Below are 20,886 nucleotides of genomic sequence, written 5' to 3' on the forward strand. Positions count from 1 at the left end.
CCGGCCTTATCTCTAAGACCTTCTACTAGATGTCAAACCCAGGTAAGGTTCCTCGCGTACCATCGAATTAAACCACATGCTCCACCGCTTGTGCGGGCCCCCGTCAATTCCTTTGAGTTTCACCCTTGCGGGCATACTCCCCAGGCGGTACACTTATCGCGTTTGCTTTGGCACTGAAGCTCTTGCCCCAACACCTAGTGTACATCGTTTACAGTGTGGACTACCAGGGTATCTAATCCTGTTCGATCCCCACACTTTCGCATCTCAGCGTCAATTATCGGCCAGAAACCCGCCTTCGCCACCGGTGTTCTTCCAAATATCTACAGATTCCACCCCTACACTTGGAATTCCAGTTTCCCTTCCGTAATTCAAGTTGTGCAGTACCCAATGCTATTCTGGGGTTAAGCCCCAGGATTTCACACCAGGCTTACACAACCGCCTACATGCCCTTTACGCCCAATAATTCCGAACAACGCTCGCCCCTTACGTGTTACCGCGGCTGCTGGCACGTAATTAGCCGGGGCTTATTCGTCGATTACCGTCATCAGATGAGCATTCCCTCTCACCCTTATTCTTCATCAACAAAAGGATTTTACAACTTTTCAGCCTTCTTCATCCACGCGGCGTCGCTCCGTCAGACTTCCGTCCATTGCGGAATATTCTTAGCTGCTGCCTCCCGTAGGAGTTTGGGCCGTATCTCAGTCCCAATGTGTCCGATCACCCTCTCAGGCCGGATACCCATCGTCGCCTTGGTGGGCCTTTACCTCACCAACTAGCTAATGGGACGCAAGCTCATCCTCAAGCGAAGCCGTAGCTTCCTTTCCTCAACATCTCTTGTGAAATGCCGAGTGTATTCGGTATTACCTGCTATTTCTAGCAGCTATCCCCATCTTAAGGGTAGATTACCCACGTGTTCCTCACCAGTCCGCCACTCTAGGAGAGAAGCAAGCTTCTCTCTTGCCGTTCGACTTGCATGCTTAAGACGCGCCGCCAGCGTTCGTTCTGAGCCAGGATCAAACTCTCCATTATTTTATTTCAAACACCCCGAAGGGCGTCTGATATTCATAATTTTGAAAGCAAGTCCCGTTTCTTTTATTTTAGGAACGTTGACCTTTAAGAGAAAGAAAATAATAATGCAAAGCAATTATTCATCACCCTGCACACTCTCTTTCTCTTGATTCTTTGTTCTACGCTTATTTCCTTACCAAAGATTTTGCTCTTTGGCTTTTTCTTCTTTCCCTTCCCTTTAATTTCAAAGACCAGTTTGCTTAATCGGAACCCTGCTTTAGAGCGCCGCAAGCGAAAAAGAATGTATCACAAAACACTCAGTCTTGTCAAGCACCTTTTTCTTTTTTTTATTTATTTTTTTAGTTTTTTTCACTCAATTCAGCAAGCATTATAAACTAAAAAACATAAAACAACATCTTAGTGTCACTGCTCACAAAGCATACCAGCATTAAAAAAAATCAACCGATAGACCGTATCAGCATGAGGAGTTTATACAACTGTACACTATCTAATAATCTAATAATAGAAGAAACCAACAAAACCCAAACACTTTTATGTTTATTGCCTGCTGTTACCGCATAGCAGGTAACAAATGCAACGGAAAAGATAGTATCACACATTTTGCTTTTCTGTCAATACCTCTATATGTTTTTTTATTTAATAACCGCAATCTTTCGAAATAATCAAATGAGAACTTATCCACTATTCACATCATCATATTTCAGTATATTGTTCAAGAAACCTCTAAAAACCTATTCGCAATCCGCAAGGCGGGCAATTTAATGCATTTCCTACAGAACAAGCCGATCGACTTGCAGTTTTTGGAGATACCTCAGGAGTTACCTTAGGAGTTTCTTATGATTAAAGCACTAATTTTGGATTACGGTAATGTAATTTCTTTAACCGACACGAAAGCTATCGATGAAGCAATGGCTGCTGAAACCGGTATTCCGGTGGAAGCATTTGGAAATCTTTACAGCACACACCGCAGCGATTTTGATCGCGGTATCATCAGCGGTGAGGAAATGTACAGCCGCTTACTGCACAATAACGGTTATGAAGAAGCCGCTAAAGATGCCGGACTACTGAAAAAAATGGTGGATATCGATTTAGCCGCTTGGAGAACTTTAAATGACGCTGTATGCGATTGGGCATTGAACATACAAAAGCAAGGCTTCAAGCTGGGGATTCTTTCCAATATGCCGTATCAATTTTTAGATCGATATGAAAAAGAAATTCCTCCCTTTGTGGCCGCCGATTACGCATGCTTTTCATGCCGGTTACATCTGATAAAACCCGAACCCAAAATTTATCGCAACTGTCTTGAAGGATTAGGCATCCGTGCAGATGAAGCTGTTTTTTTCGATGACCTGGAACGGAATATCGAAGCAGCTCAAAAACTTGGGTTCCGCGCATTTGTATGGACGGGATTGGTGCAAGCGCAGAAAGATTGGCTTTCTTGTCTGTAAGACTGTCCAATTATCATTGTAAGAGGACAATACTGTCAAAAAAAATACACTAAAATTATTGGAAGGAAGCAACCCTCGGTCATTGTTGCATTTTTTTATATAACAGAGTATATTTTTATCGGATATAAAACTCTTGGTAAGTACTATCATTTTGGAAGACGAGGGGTCGGCTAAACTGAGATGCAAACACTGCCCCTCACATAACGGAGGAATACAATGGTTAAAACGGTAAGAGATGTAGATCTTCACGGCAAGCGTGTTATCATGCGGGTCGATTTTAATGTTCCGATGAAGGACGGTGTTGTGCAGGACGATACGCGAATCGTTGCGGCACTACCGACTATCAAATATATTTTAGAGCAAAAGCCGCGCTCGCTGGTGTTGATGAGCCACCTCGGCGATCCTGCCAAAGATTCAAAGAAAGCTGAGGAAAAAGCGGCTAAAGATGGTAAACCGTTTGATAAAGAGGTCTACATCGCCGGTAAGCATAAGATGAAGCCGGTAGCGGCCTATTTGGAAAAACTGTTAGGTACGCCCGTTCGGCTTGCCGATTCCTGCAAAGGGCAAAAAGCGGTAGTCGATGCACTTCCCGAAGGCGGTATCTTGATGCTGGAAAATACGCGCTTCCATCCCGAAGAAACCTCGAAGGATACTGCAGAACAGGAAACACTTGCCAAAGAGCTTGCCTCCTACGGCGATGTATACGTTAATGATGCCTTCGGTACCGCACATCGCGCTCACGCATCTACGGCGACCATCGCGAAATTTATGAAGGTAAAAGTTGCCGGTTTTTTAATGGAAAAAGAAGTTAAATATATTGAACCGATGGTAAAAAATCCGCCCAAACCGATGGTCGCCATCATCGGCGGCGCAAAAGTTTCTTCAAAAATTGCCGTACTGGACAGTCTTTTGAAAAATGCCGCTGCGCTGATTATCGGCGGCGGCATGGCCTATACCTTCCTTAAAGCGCAAGGCCATTCAATCGGGAAGTCCTTAGTCGAAGATGATTTTATCGACACAGCAAAAAAACTTTTAACCGATGCAAAGGCAAAGGGCGTTAAAATAATCCTGCCGGTAGATCATATTTGCGCCGCTTCTTTTGGCGCCGATGCAAAACCGGAAAGCGTGGACGGCTGCGACATCCCCGATTCGCTTATGGGAATGGATGTCGGACCTAAAACCATCGAATTGTACAAGACGGAAATCTTAAACGCGAAGTCTATCGTGTGGAACGGCCCGGTCGGCGTGTTTGAATTTGAAGCTTTCTCCCACGGAACAGAAGCGGTTGCCCGCCTTGTGGCCGAAGCGACCGGAAAAGGCGCAGTAACGGTAGTCGGCGGCGGGGATTCCGTTGCGGCCGTCAACAAGTTCCATCTTGCCGATAAGATGAGCCACGTATCTACCGGCGGCGGCGCCTCACTCGAATTCTTGGAAGGAAAAACCCTGCCCGGAATCGCCTGCCTTGATGCATAAACAAAACAGCGATGAAAGAATTTACCTGTGTTTCCTGTCCTATGGGCTGTAGGCTCCGAGCAATCGAAAAAGACGGCGCCTACACAATAGAAGGATATAGCTGTAAGCGAGGACTTGAGTACGGCTTGCAGGAAATGAAAGATCCTCGAAGGAACATCAGCTCGACGGTGCGCATTGAAAACGGCTTTTTAGCGGCGCTCCCCGTTAAAACAGTGGCGCCTATTCCGAAAGGCATGATTTTTCAGGTGATGGAAGAGATCAACAAAATCAGGGTAGCGGCACCGGTAAAGATAGGAGCAGTCATTATTCCCGACGTGCTGCATACGGGCATCGACATTGTTGCAACCCGTGATATGCCGTGCCGCGCTGAGTAGTTTATGATGCGGTACCGGTTTTAACGCGCCGCTCAATCACGAGCCTATAACAAAACGGCCGGTAATTCTTGTTGAACTACCGGCCGTTGTCATTTATACATACTAGACCTGTTCGATAACTTCGTTGTCAAACAGGTCGAACATCTCTAGGGCATCTGAAAAAAAACTCAGGCATAACTTTTAGAGATACCTCATCAGCATGGCTTTCCGTTAAAATTCCGCGCTTGTTGCAACAGTATCGGTCTTGAGTTTTAAGAAAGCGGTAAATTCATCGACGGACATCGTTTTTTGAACTCCTTTCAAAAGCCGGACGGTAACACTGTTGTTCTGCTTTTCCTTTTCGCCGACAACGAGCTGATACGGAATTTTTTGTTCCTGATACTTCCGTATCTTTGCGTTCATGCGGTCGGTATCAATATCAGCCTTTACGCGGAAGCCGGCTTTTGAAAGAGAAGCGGCGATACTTTCGGCATATTCGTTAAATACGGGAGCAACGGGAATAACCATTGCCTGCACCGGAGAGAGCCACGGAGGCAGCGCACCGCCGAATTGTTCAATCAAAATACCGATAAACCGCTCCAGCGAACCGAGCGCCGCGCGGTGCAGCATGACGGGCTGATGCTTTTGGTTATCCTCTCCGATATACTCGGCATTCAGCCGGTCTTTAGAGGGCAGTTGATAGTCCGCCTGTATGGTACCGCATTGCCATTCTCGGCCAAGCGCATCGACAAGCGTAAACTCCAGCTTCGGCCCGTAAAACGCACCTTCTCCGGGGGCAATCTCGTACTCAAGACCGGCGGCTTTACACGCTTCCGCAAGCGCATTCTCTGCCCTATCCCATGTTGCATCGTCGCCGACCCGTTTTTCAGGCCGCGTAGAAAACTTGACGAGTATGGCTTTATCGTCAAAGCCGAAATCCCGATAGAGCGACTTGAGCAGGTTACAGAACTTGCACACTTCGGAGGAAATCTGTTCTTCCGTACAGAAAATATGCGCATCGTCCTGCACAAAACCGCGCACCCGCATAATACCGTGCAGCGAACCGGACGGTTCATTCCGCGTACAGGAGCCGAACTCCGCAATACGCAGCGGTAAATCGCGGTAGCTTTTAATTCCCTGTTTAAAGATTTCGACATGCCCCGGACAGTTCATCGGTTTAAGCGCAAACACCCGTTTTTCGCTTTCGGTGATAAACATATTTTCCTTGTATTTTTCCCAGTGTCCCGACCGAAGCCAAAGGCTCTGCGGCATAACAAAGGGGGTATTTACCTCAACATAGCCGTCCTCTTTAATCTTCTGGCGTACATGCTGCTGTACGGTTAAATAGAGCGTCCAGCCGTTCGGGTGCCAGAATACTTCGCCGGGATTGTCTTCTTCGATATGGAACAAATCAAGTTCCCGTCCTATCTTGCGGTGATCGTTTTTCTCCGCTTCCGCCTGCATAGTCAGATATGTTTTAAGGTCATTCGGCGTTTCCCATGCCGTACCATAGATACGGGTCAGCATCGGACGTTTTTCATCGCCGCGCCAATAGGCGCCCGCAATTTTTTGCAGCTTAAAACTTTGAGCGTTAATTTCTTTTGAATTGGCAACATGCGGCCCTCTGCATAAATCGACAAAATTACCCGACCGGTAAATCGAGATTTCCGCATCTTGAGGTAAATCATTGATAAGCTCGCACTTATACGGTTGATCCTTAAAAAGCTCAAGCGCTTGTTGCCTACTGACAACTTCCTTTACAAAGTTTTGAGGTGTTGATAAAAGGCGGCGCATTTCTTTTTCAATGCGCTCAAGATCAGTTTGAGTGATCGGTGTCGGAAGGTCAAAGTCATAATAAAATCCATGTTCAACGGCAGGGCCAATGGCCACCTTTGTTCCGGGGAATAAATTCATAACGGCTTCCGCCATTATATGTGCAATACTGTGCCGTATTAACGGTAATTTTTCCGATTTCGGTAATGAATAATTCATAAGACCTCCCAAGATATCCAATATATACAATAAAAGAAAGCATATCGCCGAATTTTTAGACTGTCAAGATACCATAAAACTGTCTGCATAAATGCGAGTCAAAAAATCTTGCAGAAAAATCTGTTATCCGATAATCTTACAGCATGGAAACTCAACACAAACTTTCTTTTGCTTCGGATTATATGGAAGGGGCGCATCCTGCAATTATGCAACGCCTCGTACAAACAAATATGGAACAAACGGCAGGATACGGTACCGACGAATACTGTGAGCGGGCACGTGCCCTTATCAGAAAAGCGTGCGAATGCCCTGAGGCGGCGGTGCATTTTCTGGTCGGCGGTACTCAGACAAACGCAACGGTTATCGATGCACTCCTTAACCGGTATGAGGGTGTTATCTCGGCACAGACCGGGCATGTTGCCGTACACGAAGCGGGAGCGATAGAGTTCGGCGGGCATAAAGTACTCACCCTTGCCTGCGACAAAGGTAAAATCACCGCTGCATCGGTTAAGCAGTATCTACAGGATTTTTATGCTGACGGAAACTATGAGCACATGGTTCATCCGGGAATGGTGTATATCTCGCAGCCGACTGAATACGGAACGCTCTACAGCAAGCAAGAACTGAGTGCAATCAGTACGGTGTGCCGTGAGTATCATATTCCGCTGTATGTTGACGGAGCACGGCTTGCGTATGCGCTTGCTTGCAAAGAAAACGATGTAACGCTTGCCGACCTTGCAGCACTCTGCGATGTCTTTTACATCGGCGGCACGAAATGCGGCACACTCTTCGGCGAAGCGGTTGTTATTCCCGATCCGAAACGTAGCCCGCATTTTTTTACCATTATGAAACAACACGGCGCGTTACTCGCAAAAGGCCGCTTACTCGGTATTCAGTTTGAAACACTTTTTACCGATGACCTGTATCTCCGTATCGGGGAAAATGCGATCCGAGCCGCCGATACCATTCGTACCTTTCTTGACTCTCACGGGTATGAACAATATTTTACGGCGCCGACAAATCAGATTTTTATCGTCCTTGAAAATACACGCTATGCAGAGCTCTCAAAAAAAATCACATTCGGTTTTTGGGAAAAGAAAGATGGTTCGCACACTGTTGTCCGCATCGCAACCGACTGGGCAACTACGCCCGAAAACGTAGAAAAACTCTTACAAGCGCTTGCATAAACGACAAAGGTCTATATAAAAAAGTCAATTGGATTTTTAGAGATGCGCTCATTATGATATAATACAGACTTGATGTAAGGAGTATCATTATATGAATCGTCATTGTATTTTTCTATCTTTTTTTATTATCTTTTCAGGAACGGTCGTCTTCAGCTCATGTGCTAAAAAAAGCGATTCGGTTTCAACTAGACAGGTATATGCCGAAGCTGAACATCCCGCAGGAGCGGTAAAAAATGCGGCATACGCAAAAGATGCAACCACTACTGATGTAGATACCGCCTATATGGAAGACAATGCCTTAGCCGATATGCAGCCCTCGGGTTCCGATGTCATACTCGAACGGCAGCTCATAAAAGAAGGCTCGATCAATTTTGAAACGCACGATATAGCGGAAACCCGTCAGCACATCGAATCGCTCGTTCAAAAATACGGCGCGTATATCAGTCAAGAAGATGAGCGCGCAAGCTCTTCACGGATATATCAGAATATGACCGTCAGAATTCCTAAGACTCATTTTGATGTATTCGTAACGGAGCTTTCCGGCGGCGTTAAAAAAATCGATGAAAAATCCATTACCGTACAGGATGTAACGGAAGAGTTTATCGATAGTACCGCACGCCTTGCCGTCAAAAAAGAAACGGAACAAGGATACCTGCGGTTACTCAATCAAGCAAAAACAATCAAAGATATCCTCGATATTCAAAATGAGCTGCAGGACATACGGTCTGATATAGAATCGATAGAAGGCAGACTTCGATATCTGAAAAATTCCGTTAATTTCAGTACGCTGCATATCAGTATGTACCAACAGATAGAAGCCGCATCGGAAACCGGTTCAGTTTTTATGCCGGTATGGGATGCAATAAAAGGCGGAGTACAGGCCTTTGCCGCGGTCTGTATTGCACTGTTGTACGGCTGGGTATTTATCGCGTTGGGAATAGCCGCAATGCTTATCATACTGCGTCTACGGAAACGGCGGCGGAAGGATAAGGCTGAGAAAGCACAATAGAAAATTTTATGTGAATAGGTATGATGACAGACAAAGAGATACTGAAAGAATTAAGCGTAATCACAAAAGACAAGGTGCATTGGAACACAACGATTGATGATGTCGCAGCAAAACTCGGCGAACAGTATTCAGCGGATGTACAAGCAAAAGCGTTGTGGCTTCTCGGTGAAATGGGATTACAATATCCGTTATCGGTGCAGCCGTATATTGAACAAATTGCTGGCTATTTAAAAGACGGTAATCCGAAACTGCGGGAGCGCTCGATAAACGCATTGGGACGAATAGGCAGGGCAAACAAGGATTTGATTCTCCCTTATTTTGACACAATGATGAATATGCGCTCCGACACAGCAGAAGCGGTACGGCTTGCGTTTGTATGGGCTTGTGAAAATATTGCAACAGGCGCACCGGAACTTTTTTGCGACACATTGGATTTATTCTATGAGTTGATATCGGATAAGGGAGAGCGCGTACGAATTGAGGCGCCTGAAATGTTTCGGGTAATGGGAAAACGGCTGCCGCATTCTGTAGAACCGTACTTGGAAAAACTGGAATGGTTTGCACAACATGATCCGCATCCTGTTGTTCGTATTCACAGCAGCGGCGCAATTCGCATAACGAAAAAAGCATTGGAGGAAAGTAAACATGTCACAGATGAGTAAAGGCGGAAAATATATTTTTGGCTGGGCATTAATACGCGACAACGGGCAGGTCATCTTTCCGCTACCGGCAGTGGAAGAATATAAATTACACCAAGAGCAATATATTTACATCGTTTCCGGCAGTAAGCAGACGGGCGGATTTTGTGTGATGAGCGAGCCTCTGCTTTCTCGCTCAACACTCAATCACATCTTAAAAGAAAACCCTCGTTTGGCGGATAGGACACTAAAAGAGGGTGAGTTGATTTCATATAAGGGAAGAAAATACGGCTGGCTTACCTTGAAAGATAACGGAGTTCATATTTCGCCGTCTTTGATGCAAACATTGGATATTAAGCCCGGAGACAAATTGTTGGCAATCCGAAGCAGCGATATTGCTTTTACTATGGGTGCAAAGGGGTCATTGATACAAAAAGCGTGTGCATACAAAGGGGTAATAGAAGTTTTTTGATATCTGTATATGGTGATAATAGGAGAAAAAACATGACAGTAAAAAAGATAGCGATTATCAGTCTTTCACGGGGTTTGCTCGGCGAGCCGTTTATTAAGCACGAGGAAGAATTGGGCTTTAGGCGTTTACGCTCGTATGGGATAGAAGTTGTTACTACTGCGAATGCCTGTAAAGGAATTGATTTTCTTCAAAGTCATCCCGAAGCACGTGCACAGGATTTATTGGATGCTTTTTCCAATCCGTCTATTGATATGATTCTGTGTGCAATCGGCGGAGAGGACACATACAAGCTGCTGCCGTATTTATTTGAACACGGCGAATTACGGAAGGCGGTACAGCATAGCAAAAAGATTTTCCTCGGATTCTCCGATACGACGATGAATCATTTTATGCTGCATAACGTAGGCGTAAACACTTTTTACGGTCAGTCGTTTGTGGCGGATATCTGCGAACTTGAAGATGAAATGCTGCCATATTCAAAAAAGTATTTTGAAGAATTGATTACAACCGGCACAATAAAAGAAATCCGCCCGAGCGATATGTGGTATGGCGAGCGTACCGAATTTGATGAATCACAGATCGGTGTAAAAAGAATGCGGCACCGGAACAATGGATTTGAATTATTACAAGGGAAGTCCGTATTCTCCGGTAAAATACTCGGAGGCTGTATTGAAACAATGTATGATATGTTTGACAACACCCGCCATAGTGACAGCCCTGCTCTGTGCCGCCGGTATAGTCTCTTTCCCTCACTTGATGATTGGAAGGGTAAAATACTGCTTTTGGAATCAAGTGAAAATCGTACCAAACCTGAACTCTATCAAAAGATGCTGCAAGCATTAAACACTACCGGCATTTTTGAAGTCATAAACGGCATCCTTGTCGGAAAACCGATTGACGAATCGTATTACGAAGACTATAAAAACCTTTTAATCAGCGAAATCAATAAGCCGAATTTGCCGATTGTGTACAACGTCAATATCGGACACGCAGCACCGCGGTGCATTATCCCGCTTGGCGTTCAAGCAACAGTTAATGCAGAAAAGCAGGTTATCCGGTTTGCGTAAAGGAGGAGCTAAAAATGACATGTATTTATTTTGTGAGGCATTGCCAATCGGATCATACGAAAAGCGGCGATGAACAATTTCGGCCTCTGACGAAGGAAGGACTTGAGGACTCCCACGCAGTGTTGCATTATCTTAAAGATAAAAACATTGATGTGTTCATTTCAAGTCCATATAAACGAAGCTATGACACGATCGCAAAAGCTGCCGAATATTATCATCTACAAATAAAAACCGATGAAAGATTGAGGGAACGAAAATCAGGCAAAAACGGGAATACGTTTGAACTGTTCAAAAAGCAATGGGCGGATAAAAATTACGCGGAAGAGGATGGGGAATCGCTTTATTCCGTGCAAAAAAGAAATATCGAAGCGCTTAAGGAAATAATAGAAATCTATCGGGATAAAAATATCGTAATAGGACCCCATGGCACCGCTTTAAGCACCATTCTCAATTATTATAATCCGGCATTTGGCTGCGATAGTTTTATGAGAATAATTGACTATATGCCGTATATTGTAAAAATTGAATTTGACGGAGCGCAGTACGCCGGAATGACTGAGGAACTTATTATCAAAAAAGAATATAAATAACTCACATTAAACAACAGGAATTGATAAAAACAGAAAAGTGATTTAAAATATTCTGACCGTAATCAGAACGTAAAATAGATTTGGAAACAAATCAACACCCCCGACGCGAGCATCGGGGCACAGTGCTCAACGTTTCGCACTGTGTGTTCTATAAGGTAGTTGCAGTCGGCTTTCATACCCTTTGTTACGACGCAAAGCGTTGCCGAGAAACGGCAGGTATTAAACCCTCCGCATGAATAAAAGAAACGAAAGCATTACATACCGAAAAAAAATGATATGAGGAGTAAAAACTATGGCGGTAAAAAAGATAGCGATCATCAGTCTTTCACGGGGCTTGCTCGGTGAGCCGTTTATTAAGCACGCGGAAGAATTGGGCTTTAGGCGTTTACGTGCGTATGGGATAGAAGTCGTTACTACTGCAAATGCCTGTAAAGGAATTGATTTTCTTCAAAGTCATCCCGAAGCCCGTGCGCAGGATTTATTGGATGCTTTCTCCGATCCGTCTATTGATATGATCCTGTGCGCAATCGGCGGAGAGGACACATACAAGCTGCTGCCGTATTTATTTGAACATGATGAATTACGGAAGGCGGTACAGCATAGCAAAAAGATTTTCCTCGGATTCTCCGATACAACGATGAATCATTTTATGCTGCATAACGTAGGCGTGAATACTTTTTACGGTCAGTCGTTTGTGGCGGATATCTGTGAACTTGAAGATGAAATGCTGCCGTATTCAAAAAAGTATTTTGAAGAATTGCTTACAACCGGCACAATAAAAGAAATCCGCCCGAGCGATATGTGGTATGGCGAGCGTACCGCATTTGATGAATCACAGATCGGTGTAAAAAGAATGCGGCACCGGAACAATGGATTTGAATTATTACAAGGGAAGTCCGTATTCTCCGGTAAAATACTCGGAGGCTGTATTGAAACAATGTATGATATGTTTGACAACACCCGCCATAGTGACAGCCCTGCTTTGTGCCGCCGGTATAATCTCTTTCCGAGCATTGACGATTGGAACGGTAAAATACTGCTTTTGGAATCGAGCGAAGAACGTACAAAACCTGAGCTCTATCAAAAGATGTTACAAGTATTAAACACTACCGGCATTTTTGAAGTTATAAACGGCATCCTTGTCGGCAAGCCTATGGACGAAGCATATTATGAAGACTACAAGCGCCTTTTAATCAGCGAAATCAACAAACCGGATTTGCCGATTGTGTACAACGTTAATATCGGACACGCAACACCGCGGTGTATTATCCCCCTCGGCGTTGAGGCGATGGTTGATGCAAATGAACAGGTTATACGGTTTGCCTAATTCTCATCATCTATCTTAAAGCATGATTCCGTCGATAATTAATGACTTACACTATTAAAGATAAACGTATGAAATTAATCCAAAAGGCTTTTTTATATAAACTTGAAGCGGAAATATGCAACGGAAAATTAATATATACACAAAAGAGGTTGCTTTCAAAAATTTCAAAGGAATGCAACCTCTATGATTTTGATGATGAAGTATATGAATCGGTATATAAAGATTGGCGCATTGGAATTATTGCTGCTATACTTTTTCTCTTGGCAGGATTTATCATAATAACCATCTATGTTAATTCAAACACAATCGATAACTTCTTGTTTTATTTTATCCCTGCCATAATTCTGACTATTCTCTTTTTTGTTACGATGAGAAAAACAGTTTATATCAATTCAAGAGCCGGTATATTTGAATTTCTCTATACTGAAGAAGCCCTCTATTTTCTCAGCGGACTGATAAGTGAATATGATACAGAGTCAAAAAATATAATATAAAAGAGTTTACCGGAAAATATCTTTCCGAACAATTAGAAGAGATAAAAAATGCAGTCGATTTAAAAAGTATGTCTAAAAAAGAAATAACAGAAATTATTAATACTCATGCAGAACAGTTATTAGATTGTTTTTGTCCGCTATGTAATAAAAGGAAAGGTATAAATGCATTAACCATAAATACCGCTTTCAGTATATTGATTTTAACGTTCCACCATACAAACATTGAAATCGGCTGCAAAGAGTGTTTAAAAGAAAAAGTAAAAAAAGCAAATGTCATGTCTTTATGCTGCGGAATCTGGAGCCTTCCATTCGGCATTCCTGTAACGCTGTTTGCAATTTTTAAAAATATACATTCTTTGAAATATCTAAACATGGATATACCGACAAAGACATTAAAAAAATATGTATTAAAAGCGATAAAATAGCGAATTATACCATTTTCCGTATTGCTACACCAACAATAGTTATTGCAACTACGAGGAAAAGGACACTTGTCACAACGACCATACTAGTAAACTTTTTTGCAGCTCCAGTTAATTCCAACTCAGGAGCGTTAAGGACGACCGTCCATCCGGTAGTCTGCATGGTAGAGTATGCAGCCGTATTTTTTCCGTTTTGTTTTTTTCAGCCTCATATCCGTCACCATTTTGATTTTCGGTATATATTGTTCTATATCTTCCCATAATAATTACCTTGCTCGTATAACTACATCCGACTCTATTTCTACAATATCGATATATTATGATGTCCGGTATCAAACTATAAAATAAAAAGGCTGCCCAAAAACTCAGATTTTCGGACAGCCTTCTAGTCGCAAGTTATATATCAACTAACGATTATTTACTTTTTTTTCGTTGCGGTTTTAGCAGATTTTGCCGTTTTAGCTGTCTTTGCAGTTTTTGCCGTTTTTTTAGCTCCGGCCTTTTTATCCTCTATTGCAGCCTGTGCAGCAGCAAGGCGGGCAATCGGAACACGGAAGGGGGATGCCGAAACATACGACATACCGGCACGGCAGCAGAACTTAACGGATTCCAAATCACCACCGTGTTCACCGCAGATACCGACCTTTAATTCGGGGCGGGTCGAACGGCCTTTTGCAATACCTTCTTTTACGAGCAGCCCGACACCGGCCTGATCCAAAGACTGGAACGGATCGGCAGGGAATACTCCCGCTTTTTGCTCATCGACATACTCAGGCAAGAACTTTGCAGCATCATCGCGGCTGATACCGAGCGTCATCTGCGTTAAGTCGTTGGTTCCGAATGAGAAGAACTCTGCCCGTTCTGCAATATTATCAGCCAACAAAGCGGCGCGCGGAGTTTCGATCATTGTACCGACCAAGTATTTAATCTTCGCCTCATGCTTTTTCAGAATTGCATCGGCAACGCTGCGAACTCTCGCTTCCAGAATCGCAAATTCTTTAGGATCGATGGTAAGCGGAATCATAATTTCGGGCAGTACCGTGATGCCTTTTTTATGCACATTGCATGCCGCAGTAATAATAGCGGTTACCTGCATTTCGAGAATTTCAGGATAGGTAATTGCCAAGCGGCAGCCGCGGTGACCGAGCATCGGGTTTGCTTCATGGAGCTGCTCTACCCGCTCCTTTACGCTTGCAAAGCTGATATTGAGCGCTTCGGCCAATTTCTGCTGACCTTCTTTATCGTGCGGTACAAATTCGTGCAGCGGAGGATCAATTAAACGGATGGTAACGCCCTTTCCGTCCATAGCTTTAAAGATACCTTCAAAGTCTTTTGTCTGAATCGGGAGCAGCTTCGCCAAGGCCTTTTTGCGTCCTTCGGTGCTGTCCGCAACAATCATCTCACGAATTGCAAGAATGCGTTTTTCATCATTAAAGAACATGTGTTCGGTGCGGCACAAACCGATACCTTCAGCGCCGTGCTCAATTGCAACTTTTGCATCCTCAGGCTGATCGGCATTCGTGCGTACTTTGATAGTGCGGATTTCATCAACCCACTTCATCAAGGTCTTATATGATTCGGGCTGTTTTGCCTGTACCAATTTTAATTCACCGATATACACATCGCCTTTTGTTCCGTCAAGGGTGATAAAATCACCTTCTTTAAGAACTTTACCGTTATAGCTGCATTCGCCTTTTTCATAATCGATCACGAGTTTTTCGCATCCGACGATACAGCATTTACCCCAACCGCGAGCAACAACAGCTGCGTGGCTTGTCTTTCCGCCGGTCGCAGTCAAAATACCCTGTGCAGCGTGCATACCGCCGACATCTTCGGGGCTGGTTTCCTTACGCACCAGAATTGCTTTTTCTTTATTTGCAGCGAGAGCCTCTGCCTTAGCTGCCGAGAAACAGATTTTTCCTGCGGCAGCACCCGGAACTGCGGCAATTCCGCTGACGAATAGCGCGGATTTTAAGTTTGGCTGCTTATAGTCGATGGCAGGATAGAAAATACCTTCAATATCGCTTGCCTTAATACGCATGATAGCTTCTTCTTTTGTAATGAGCTTTTCATTTACCATATCGACAGCCATTCTGAACGCAGCGGCAGGAGAACGCTTACCGGTACGGCACTGAAGCATATAGAGCTTACCTTCTTCTACAGTGAACTCCATATCCTGCATATCTTTGTAGTGGTTTTCCAATAGAGCGCGGACTTTGCAGAGCTGGTCGTAGGCTTTTTTATCTTCTTTTTCAAACTCGGAGAGTTTAATCGGCGTACGGATACCTGCAACAACGTCTTCACCCTGTGCATTGAAGAGGTAATCACCGTAAAATATGTTTTCGCCGCTGTTGGGGTCACGCGTAAAGCAGACACCGGTACCGGAGGTATTCCCCTTGTTACCGAATACCATCTGCATAACGTTGACCGCAGTGCCCTTAATTCCGACGAGGTTTTCTACGCGGCGGTAGGTAACAGCTTTTTCAGCCATCCAAGAATTGAATACCGCTCCGATAGCACCCCAAAGCTGTTCGATCGGATCCTGCGGGAAGTCGTTTTTAATTTCTTTTTTATACAGTGCCTTAAATTTTGTGATAACTTCTGCGAGCTCGTCTTCATTTACATCCGTATCGCCGACTTTCTTGCTCGCGGCAATATTCAAGCGTCCGCGGGTATGCTTTTCTTTCACCTCATCAAAAAGGTCATCAAACTTAATACGGTCGATACCCATTGCCGTCGAACCGTACATCATAATAAAACGGCGGTATGCATCCAACGCAAAACGGCGGTTTGAAGTCTTTTTTGCTAAGCCTTCGACCGATTTATCGGTTAAACCGAGGTTCAAAATCGTTTCCATCATACCGGGCATCGAAACGGGAGCACCTGAACGGACGGAAACCAAAAGCGGATCATTGGGATCACCAAGCTTCTTACCGGCACTTTTTTCAAGCTTCTGCAAGTTTTCTTTTACAGACTGCTCCAAGCCGGCAGGATATTTTTTATTATTTGAATAATACAATTGACAAACTTCAGTGGTAATTGTAAAACCAGCGGGAACAGGTAACTTTGCACGAGTCATTTCGGCTAAGCCGGCACCTTTACCGCCCAGCAGCTGCTTCATTTCGCCGTTGCCTTCAGCTTTGCCGTTCCCGAAGAAATAGACATATTTTTCTTCTGCCATGATTTCCTTCCTTTTAAATAAAGTAGGTAAAAATAGATTAGATACCTATCGTATGAATAATGCAATTATTGTATAATGTACGATAGTTTATGTCAACGGTTCGATCAGAGGCTCGAGCAGAGCTGCGGGCAACATCATCAAACCGGTTTGATAAAAACCGTGAATATCATTGCAAAATACATGACCTTTTGCTATGCTGTCGGCATGAAAATAGTTGTAATATTGCTGCAAGCATTGGGGAGCCTCGGATTCATTCTGTACGGCATGAAATTGATGAGCGAAGGTATTCAAAAAAGTGCCGGAGGGAGTCTTCACCGAATCCTCAATATGATGACCGGTAATCGAGTTCTTGCTGTAATCACCGGTTTTGCAGTTACTGCTATTGTCCAATCATCAGGCGCAACCACGGTTATGACCGTTTCCTTTGTCAATGCAGGACTCCTTTCACTAACACAAGCAATCGGCGTCATCTTCGGCGCTAATATCGGTACTACGGTTACCGCATGGATTGTTGCACTGATCGGCTTTCAACTTAAACTTGCCGAAATTGCGATACCGGCATTCGGCATCGGCTTTTTTCTTACCTTCTTCAAAAAGTTCCGTAAGGAAAGTTTGGGCGAAGGTATTATGGGCTTCGGACTCCTTTTCACAGGACTCGGAATCCTCTCTTCGCTTATGCCGGATCTTTCCGCCGACAACCTTTCATTCTTATCATTTGCAGCGGATGGCAGTATCTACAGCATTATAGTCGGTTTTGTCGCAGGCTTTCTTTTAACGGTCATTTTGCACTCTTCGTCGGCAACCACTGCTATTATTTTAACCATGGCTTATGGCAAAGTAATCGGTATGGAATTTGCAGCGGCAAGCGTACTCGGCAGTAACGTCGGTTCCACAATCGATGCTGTTATCGCGGCAATCGGTAGCAAACTCAACGCACGCAGAACCGCTACGGTACACGTCCTTTTTAATGTCTGCGGGGCACTGTTATTCTTAATCTTTTTTAAGCCCTCACTTGTATTACTATACCGATTAACTCCCGACGGCGGAAAACTTGCAGACATCACTATTCGTCTTGCACTCTTCCACTCGTTATTCAATATCATCAATACGTTGATTGCACTTCCGTTTGTTTCGTACATTGCACGATTCGTAGAATGGCTTGTAAAAGACAAAGGAGACGAATCGCCTGAACGGTATCAGCTGGTTATGCCGAACGAAACGGCAATTAAAGAAAATATTGAAGCGTACATTCTGCAAGCTGAGCGGGAAATCAGCATGATGTCTATGGTTGTGCGCAGGATGTTCGACACAATCCGCCCCCTGTTGGAGGACGAACACAAAGGCTCCGTTGAAGCCGTTATTGAACAGCTCGTACAGCAAGAGGACTATGCAGACCAAATGCAGGAAGAGTTATCCCGTTTCTTGATTGCAACATCCCGTCTATCCCTCAGCACTAAAGCGGAACATAACGTACGGCTGATGCTGACTATTGTCGATAACCTCGAAAACATGACCGATCATATCTATGAATTGGGTCTGCATATCGAAAAAAGCAAGAAGAAGAAGCTCGATATTCCGAAAGAGGATATGGATAAGCTCTTGCCCTATCTCGGCGTCGTCAATCAATTTATTCACTTTGTACACGATCACTTAAATAAACCGCTGGCACAGGATCAACTCGCGCTTGCCGATGAAATGGAACAAACAATCGATGCAATGCGCAGTAATCTGAAAAAGCTCGCACGGAACCGTCTGGAAGAAGGCGGTAATGTTAAGGCAGAGCTTTTGTATATCGATATGGTACGGACAATTGAAAAGGTCGGAGACTGCGCGTTCAGTATTTCCGAAACACTCAGCAAAACGATGTAACAGTTTACCGGCAAGGTACTCCAATACAGTTATCCTATGGGTAATGAGGTGAAATATGGAACTATTGAGATATGCCGAAAAAGATCCGCATCGGGTATTGGCGATAACCGATAGCGGCGAAACATTGCATTACAGCGAAATCAATACGGCTGCAGCTGCGTTTCCAAAAGAGGCCGCGCATCAACTGGTATTCCTACTCTGTAGAAATTCACCCGGGACGCTGCTCGGCTACCTCGGTTGCTTAAAAGCAGGAGCTGTACCGCTCCTGTTGGACGCACATATTGCACCGGATCTTTTGCACCATTTAATTCAAACCTACCATCCCGCCTTTTATTATATCCCGCAAGACTTACCGGAAGAGACAAAAAAAATACTTCCGATGAATAAGCCCGTTGCAGCGATAGCAGACAGTGTACTACTCCGTTCGGATAAAAAAGGGCCGGAGCTTTTTCAAGATTTAGCGCTGCTCCTCACTACATCGGGAAGTACCGGCAGCCCCAAGCTCGTACGTCTGACATACCGTAATATCTGTGAAAACGCACGGTCAATTGCAGAATACCTGCACATTACCGACAAAGAACGTCCGGTAACCATGCTGCCGATGAGCTATTCATACGGAATGTCCATTATTAACAGCCATGTTCTTATGGGTGCAACCGTCATATTGACCGGGCACGATATCTTAACCGCTGCGTTCTGGGAACGGGTTAAGCAAGAGAACGTCAGTTCGCTTGTGGGAATCCCCTATACCTATCAAATGTTCTCCCGTCTACGGCTGACCCAAATGGAGCTGCCGGCGCTCAAAACACTGACGCAGGCGGGAGGTAAACTGCCATACGAGCTGCATCAAAAATTCGGTGAATGGAGCCTGAACACCGGACGGCGCTTTTTTGTGATGTATGGACAAACCGAAGCCGCACCGCGCATGGCATATCTGCCGCCTGATAAGACAATGGAAAAATGCGGTAGTATGGGTATTGCAATCCCCGGCGGTAAACTAAAGTTGATCGACGAAATCGGTGCGGAAATCACTGCGTCCGATACTGTCGGTGAATTGGTGTACCGCGGGCCAAATGTTTCGATGGGCTATGCGGAATGCGCTGCCGATTTAGCGAAAGGCGACGAGTGGCAGGGAACGCTCCATACCGGAGATATGGCAAAACGGGATTCAGACGGTTATTTTTTTATCGTCGGAAGGAAAAAGCGGTTCATCAAGGTATTCGGTAATCGGGTTAATTTAGACGATACCGAACGGCTGCTGTCTGCCGCCTTTGCCGATGCCGAATTCGCTTGTATCGGACAAGACGACCTTCTCTGCGTTTATACAACGCTTAAAACCGAAGAACAGCATCGTGCAGTATCGGAATACCTCGCCCAAACGACACGGCTCCCTGCAAAGGTCTTCCACATCTTTTTTATTGAGGCTATCCCTAAGAATCCCGCGGGTAAAACGCTGTATTCGCAGCTGGAGATAATATGAAAAAGATTCTTTTCTTTCTAGTTTTATTTGTTATAGTACTTGCAGGATGCGGGAAAAAACAGCTGCCTGCCTGAACGGTAAGCAGCCGCAAGATTGTTAAGCGTATTTTTTTAAAGGGCTTTCATTTCTGTTGCTGTAGGACTAGCAACCTTCTTTAGTTCATACATCTCTACACCATTCAGTGAGATTGTCATCGTTTCACCGCTAATTTTATAGTCAGCCTCAAGACCGCCTGTAAGCGGACATTTAATTTTTCCGCCTTTTGCAGTATAGGAACCTGACAGCATAGGAACCTTTACAAGAGATCCCAGTGCATTAGAGGCGACAATCATGTTTCCGTCCGCACCAAAGCAATAATACGTAGTGGGGGCGGCTTTATTTTGCCAAACAGAATCGTCGGCAACACCGGTAACAAACAAGGCTTTCATCTCTGCTACTGTAGGGCTAGAAACCTTCTTTAATTCATGCATCGTTACACCATACATTGATATCGTCATCGTTTCGCCGCTAATTTTATAGTCAGCCTCAAGATGGCTGGTTATCGGAGCTTTAATTTTTCCGTTTTTTGCAGTATAGCTACCTGATAATGTAGAAACCTTTGTAAGCGTACCACCGTACTTATAAGCGGTAATCATTTGTCCATCCGCACAAAAACAATAATACGTAGTGGGGTCGGCTTTATTTTGCCAAACAGTATCAGCCTGTATCTTTCCACCGCAGCTGGTAACAAACAGGGCGCTCCCGACAAGCACGGTGAGTGCTACAAGTAATGAAAGTTTTTTCATCTTTCGTTCCTTTACATAATGCAATAATGCATTACGTTTTTGAAAATACGTCCGCCATACGGCGAACGTA

At 44.5% G+C, this 20,886-nt stretch carries 17 protein-coding genes and 1 rRNA gene (1 of these 18 running past the window's edge); 14 read left to right on the forward strand and 4 right to left on the reverse strand.

What is annotated here, in order from left to right; all coding sequences use genetic code 11:
- Positions 1–1,029 (reverse strand): 16S ribosomal RNA (locus E4N65_RS07300) (it extends 521 nt beyond the left edge of the window).
- Positions 1,030–1,865: 836 nt separating this feature from the next.
- Between E4N65_RS07300 and E4N65_RS07305 the strand changes: the two genes are divergently transcribed.
- The 3 genes from E4N65_RS07305 to E4N65_RS07315 all read left to right on the forward strand — a co-directional run bounded on the left by E4N65_RS07305 (position 1,866) and on the right by E4N65_RS07315 (position 4,324).
- Positions 1,866–2,477, forward strand: coding sequence for an HAD family hydrolase (locus E4N65_RS07305; protein ID WP_253672515.1), 612 nt, complete (start codon positions 1,866–1,868; stop codon positions 2,475–2,477).
- 216 nt (positions 2,478–2,693) lie between these two features.
- Positions 2,694–3,950: a phosphoglycerate kinase gene (gene pgk / locus E4N65_RS07310; RefSeq protein ID WP_253672517.1), complete on the forward strand. Its 1,257-nt coding sequence runs from the start codon at positions 2,694–2,696 to the stop codon at positions 3,948–3,950.
- Between the two features lie 11 nt (positions 3,951–3,961).
- On the forward strand, positions 3,962–4,324 hold the full coding sequence (locus E4N65_RS07315) for a DUF1667 domain-containing protein (protein WP_253672519.1): 363 nt from the start codon (positions 3,962–3,964) through the stop codon (positions 4,322–4,324).
- Between the two features lie 210 nt (positions 4,325–4,534).
- Here the strand turns inward: E4N65_RS07315 and thrS are convergent, their stop codons facing one another.
- On the reverse strand, positions 4,535–6,295 hold the full coding sequence (gene thrS, locus E4N65_RS07320; protein WP_253672521.1) for a threonine--tRNA ligase: 1,761 nt from the start codon (positions 6,293–6,295) through the stop codon (positions 4,535–4,537).
- 143 nt (positions 6,296–6,438) lie between these two features.
- Between thrS and E4N65_RS07325 the strand changes: the two genes are divergently transcribed.
- From E4N65_RS07325 to E4N65_RS07365, 9 genes are all read left to right on the forward strand, one after another.
- Positions 6,439–7,482: a threonine aldolase family protein gene (locus E4N65_RS07325; protein ID WP_253672523.1), complete on the forward strand. Its 1,044-nt coding sequence runs from the start codon at positions 6,439–6,441 to the stop codon at positions 7,480–7,482.
- A gap of 91 nt (positions 7,483–7,573) precedes the next feature.
- Positions 7,574–8,491: a DUF4349 domain-containing protein gene (locus tag E4N65_RS07330; RefSeq protein ID WP_253672525.1), complete on the forward strand. Its 918-nt coding sequence runs from the start codon at positions 7,574–7,576 to the stop codon at positions 8,489–8,491.
- Positions 8,492–8,511: 20 nt separating this feature from the next.
- The gene (locus tag E4N65_RS07335) at positions 8,512–9,153 is read left to right on the forward strand and encodes a HEAT repeat domain-containing protein (protein ID WP_253672527.1); all 642 of its coding nucleotides are present in this window, start codon (positions 8,512–8,514) and stop codon (positions 9,151–9,153) included.
- Positions 9,137–9,601: a hypothetical protein gene (locus E4N65_RS07340; protein ID WP_253672529.1), complete on the forward strand. Its 465-nt coding sequence runs from the start codon at positions 9,137–9,139 to the stop codon at positions 9,599–9,601. Before E4N65_RS07335 ends, E4N65_RS07340 begins: the two co-directional genes overlap by 17 nt.
- Positions 9,602–9,633: 32 nt before the next feature.
- Positions 9,634–10,668, forward strand: a complete 1,035-nt coding sequence (locus E4N65_RS07345; protein ID WP_253672531.1) for a S66 family peptidase — start codon at positions 9,634–9,636, stop codon at positions 10,666–10,668.
- Positions 10,669–10,682: 14 nt separating this feature from the next.
- Positions 10,683–11,258, forward strand: coding sequence for a histidine phosphatase family protein (locus E4N65_RS07350; protein ID WP_253672533.1), 576 nt, complete (start codon positions 10,683–10,685; stop codon positions 11,256–11,258).
- 292 nt (positions 11,259–11,550) lie between these two features.
- Positions 11,551–12,585 (forward strand): S66 family peptidase, encoded by a 1,035-nt coding sequence (locus E4N65_RS07355; protein ID WP_253672534.1) that lies wholly within the window; start codon positions 11,551–11,553, stop codon positions 12,583–12,585.
- Positions 12,586–12,653: 68 nt separating this feature from the next.
- On the forward strand, positions 12,654–13,079 hold the full coding sequence (locus tag E4N65_RS07360) for a hypothetical protein (RefSeq protein ID WP_253672536.1): 426 nt from the start codon (positions 12,654–12,656) through the stop codon (positions 13,077–13,079).
- A gap of 68 nt (positions 13,080–13,147) precedes the next feature.
- Positions 13,148–13,504, forward strand: coding sequence for a hypothetical protein (locus E4N65_RS07365; protein WP_253672538.1), 357 nt, complete (start codon positions 13,148–13,150; stop codon positions 13,502–13,504).
- Positions 13,505–13,919: 415 nt separating this feature from the next.
- Here E4N65_RS07365 and ppdK read toward each other — a convergent pair whose 3' ends face one another.
- Positions 13,920–16,682: a pyruvate, phosphate dikinase gene (gene ppdK / locus E4N65_RS07370; protein WP_253672540.1), complete on the reverse strand. Its 2,763-nt coding sequence runs from the start codon at positions 16,680–16,682 to the stop codon at positions 13,920–13,922.
- A gap of 204 nt (positions 16,683–16,886) precedes the next feature.
- Here ppdK and E4N65_RS07375 point away from each other — a divergent pair, with 204 nt between their 5' ends.
- Together E4N65_RS07375 and E4N65_RS07380 are read left to right on the forward strand one after the other, a co-directional pair.
- Positions 16,887–18,551 carry a Na/Pi cotransporter family protein gene (locus E4N65_RS07375; protein ID WP_253672542.1) on the forward strand — a complete coding sequence of 555 codons (1,665 nt, stop codon included), beginning with the start codon at positions 16,887–16,889 and terminating at the stop codon, positions 18,549–18,551.
- A gap of 55 nt (positions 18,552–18,606) precedes the next feature.
- Entirely contained in the window at positions 18,607–20,031 is a 1,425-nt protein-coding gene (locus E4N65_RS07380; protein WP_044015872.1) for an AMP-binding protein, read from the forward strand.
- A gap of 110 nt (positions 20,032–20,141) precedes the next feature.
- On the opposite strand, the gene E4N65_RS07385 is transcribed toward E4N65_RS07380, so the two are convergent.
- The gene (locus E4N65_RS07385) at positions 20,142–20,816 is read right to left on the reverse strand and encodes a hypothetical protein (RefSeq protein WP_044015870.1); all 675 of its coding nucleotides are present in this window, start codon (positions 20,814–20,816) and stop codon (positions 20,142–20,144) included.
- Between the last annotated feature and the right edge of the window lie 70 nt (positions 20,817–20,886).

Origin of the sequence: Treponema sp. OMZ 855, from assembly GCF_024181145.1 — a bacterium.
Classification (GTDB): Bacteria; Spirochaetota; Spirochaetia; order Treponematales; family Treponemataceae; genus Treponema.

Coding starts and splice junctions, on each gene's coding strand:
- E4N65_RS07355 (WP_253672534.1), top strand. CDS start 11,551: ATGGCGGTAAAAAAGATAGCGATCATCAGTCTTTCACGGGGCTTGCTC.
- E4N65_RS07345 (WP_253672531.1), top strand. CDS start 9,634: ATGACAGTAAAAAAGATAGCGATTATCAGTCTTTCACGGGGTTTGCTC.
- E4N65_RS07380 (WP_044015872.1), top strand. CDS start 18,607: ATGGAACTATTGAGATATGCCGAAAAAGATCCGCATCGGGTATTGGCG.
- E4N65_RS07315 (WP_253672519.1), top strand. CDS start 3,962: ATGAAAGAATTTACCTGTGTTTCCTGTCCTATGGGCTGTAGGCTCCGA.
- E4N65_RS07335 (WP_253672527.1), top strand. CDS start 8,512: ATGATGACAGACAAAGAGATACTGAAAGAATTAAGCGTAATCACAAAA.
- E4N65_RS07375 (WP_253672542.1), top strand. CDS start 16,887: ATGAAAATAGTTGTAATATTGCTGCAAGCATTGGGGAGCCTCGGATTC.
- E4N65_RS07305 (WP_253672515.1), top strand. CDS start 1,866: ATGATTAAAGCACTAATTTTGGATTACGGTAATGTAATTTCTTTAACC.
- E4N65_RS07360 (WP_253672536.1), top strand. CDS start 12,654: ATGAAATTAATCCAAAAGGCTTTTTTATATAAACTTGAAGCGGAAATA.
- thrS (WP_253672521.1), bottom strand. CDS start 6,295: ATGAATTATTCATTACCGAAATCGGAAAAATTACCGTTAATACGGCAC.
- E4N65_RS07350 (WP_253672533.1), top strand. CDS start 10,683: ATGACATGTATTTATTTTGTGAGGCATTGCCAATCGGATCATACGAAA.
- pgk (WP_253672517.1), top strand. CDS start 2,694: ATGGTTAAAACGGTAAGAGATGTAGATCTTCACGGCAAGCGTGTTATC.
- E4N65_RS07365 (WP_253672538.1), top strand. CDS start 13,148: ATGTCTAAAAAAGAAATAACAGAAATTATTAATACTCATGCAGAACAG.
- E4N65_RS07385 (WP_044015870.1), bottom strand. CDS start 20,816: ATGAAAAAACTTTCATTACTTGTAGCACTCACCGTGCTTGTCGGGAGC.
- E4N65_RS07325 (WP_253672523.1), top strand. CDS start 6,439: ATGGAAACTCAACACAAACTTTCTTTTGCTTCGGATTATATGGAAGGG.
- E4N65_RS07330 (WP_253672525.1), top strand. CDS start 7,574: ATGAATCGTCATTGTATTTTTCTATCTTTTTTTATTATCTTTTCAGGA.
- ppdK (WP_253672540.1), bottom strand. CDS start 16,682: ATGGCAGAAGAAAAATATGTCTATTTCTTCGGGAACGGCAAAGCTGAA.
- E4N65_RS07340 (WP_253672529.1), top strand. CDS start 9,137: ATGTCACAGATGAGTAAAGGCGGAAAATATATTTTTGGCTGGGCATTA.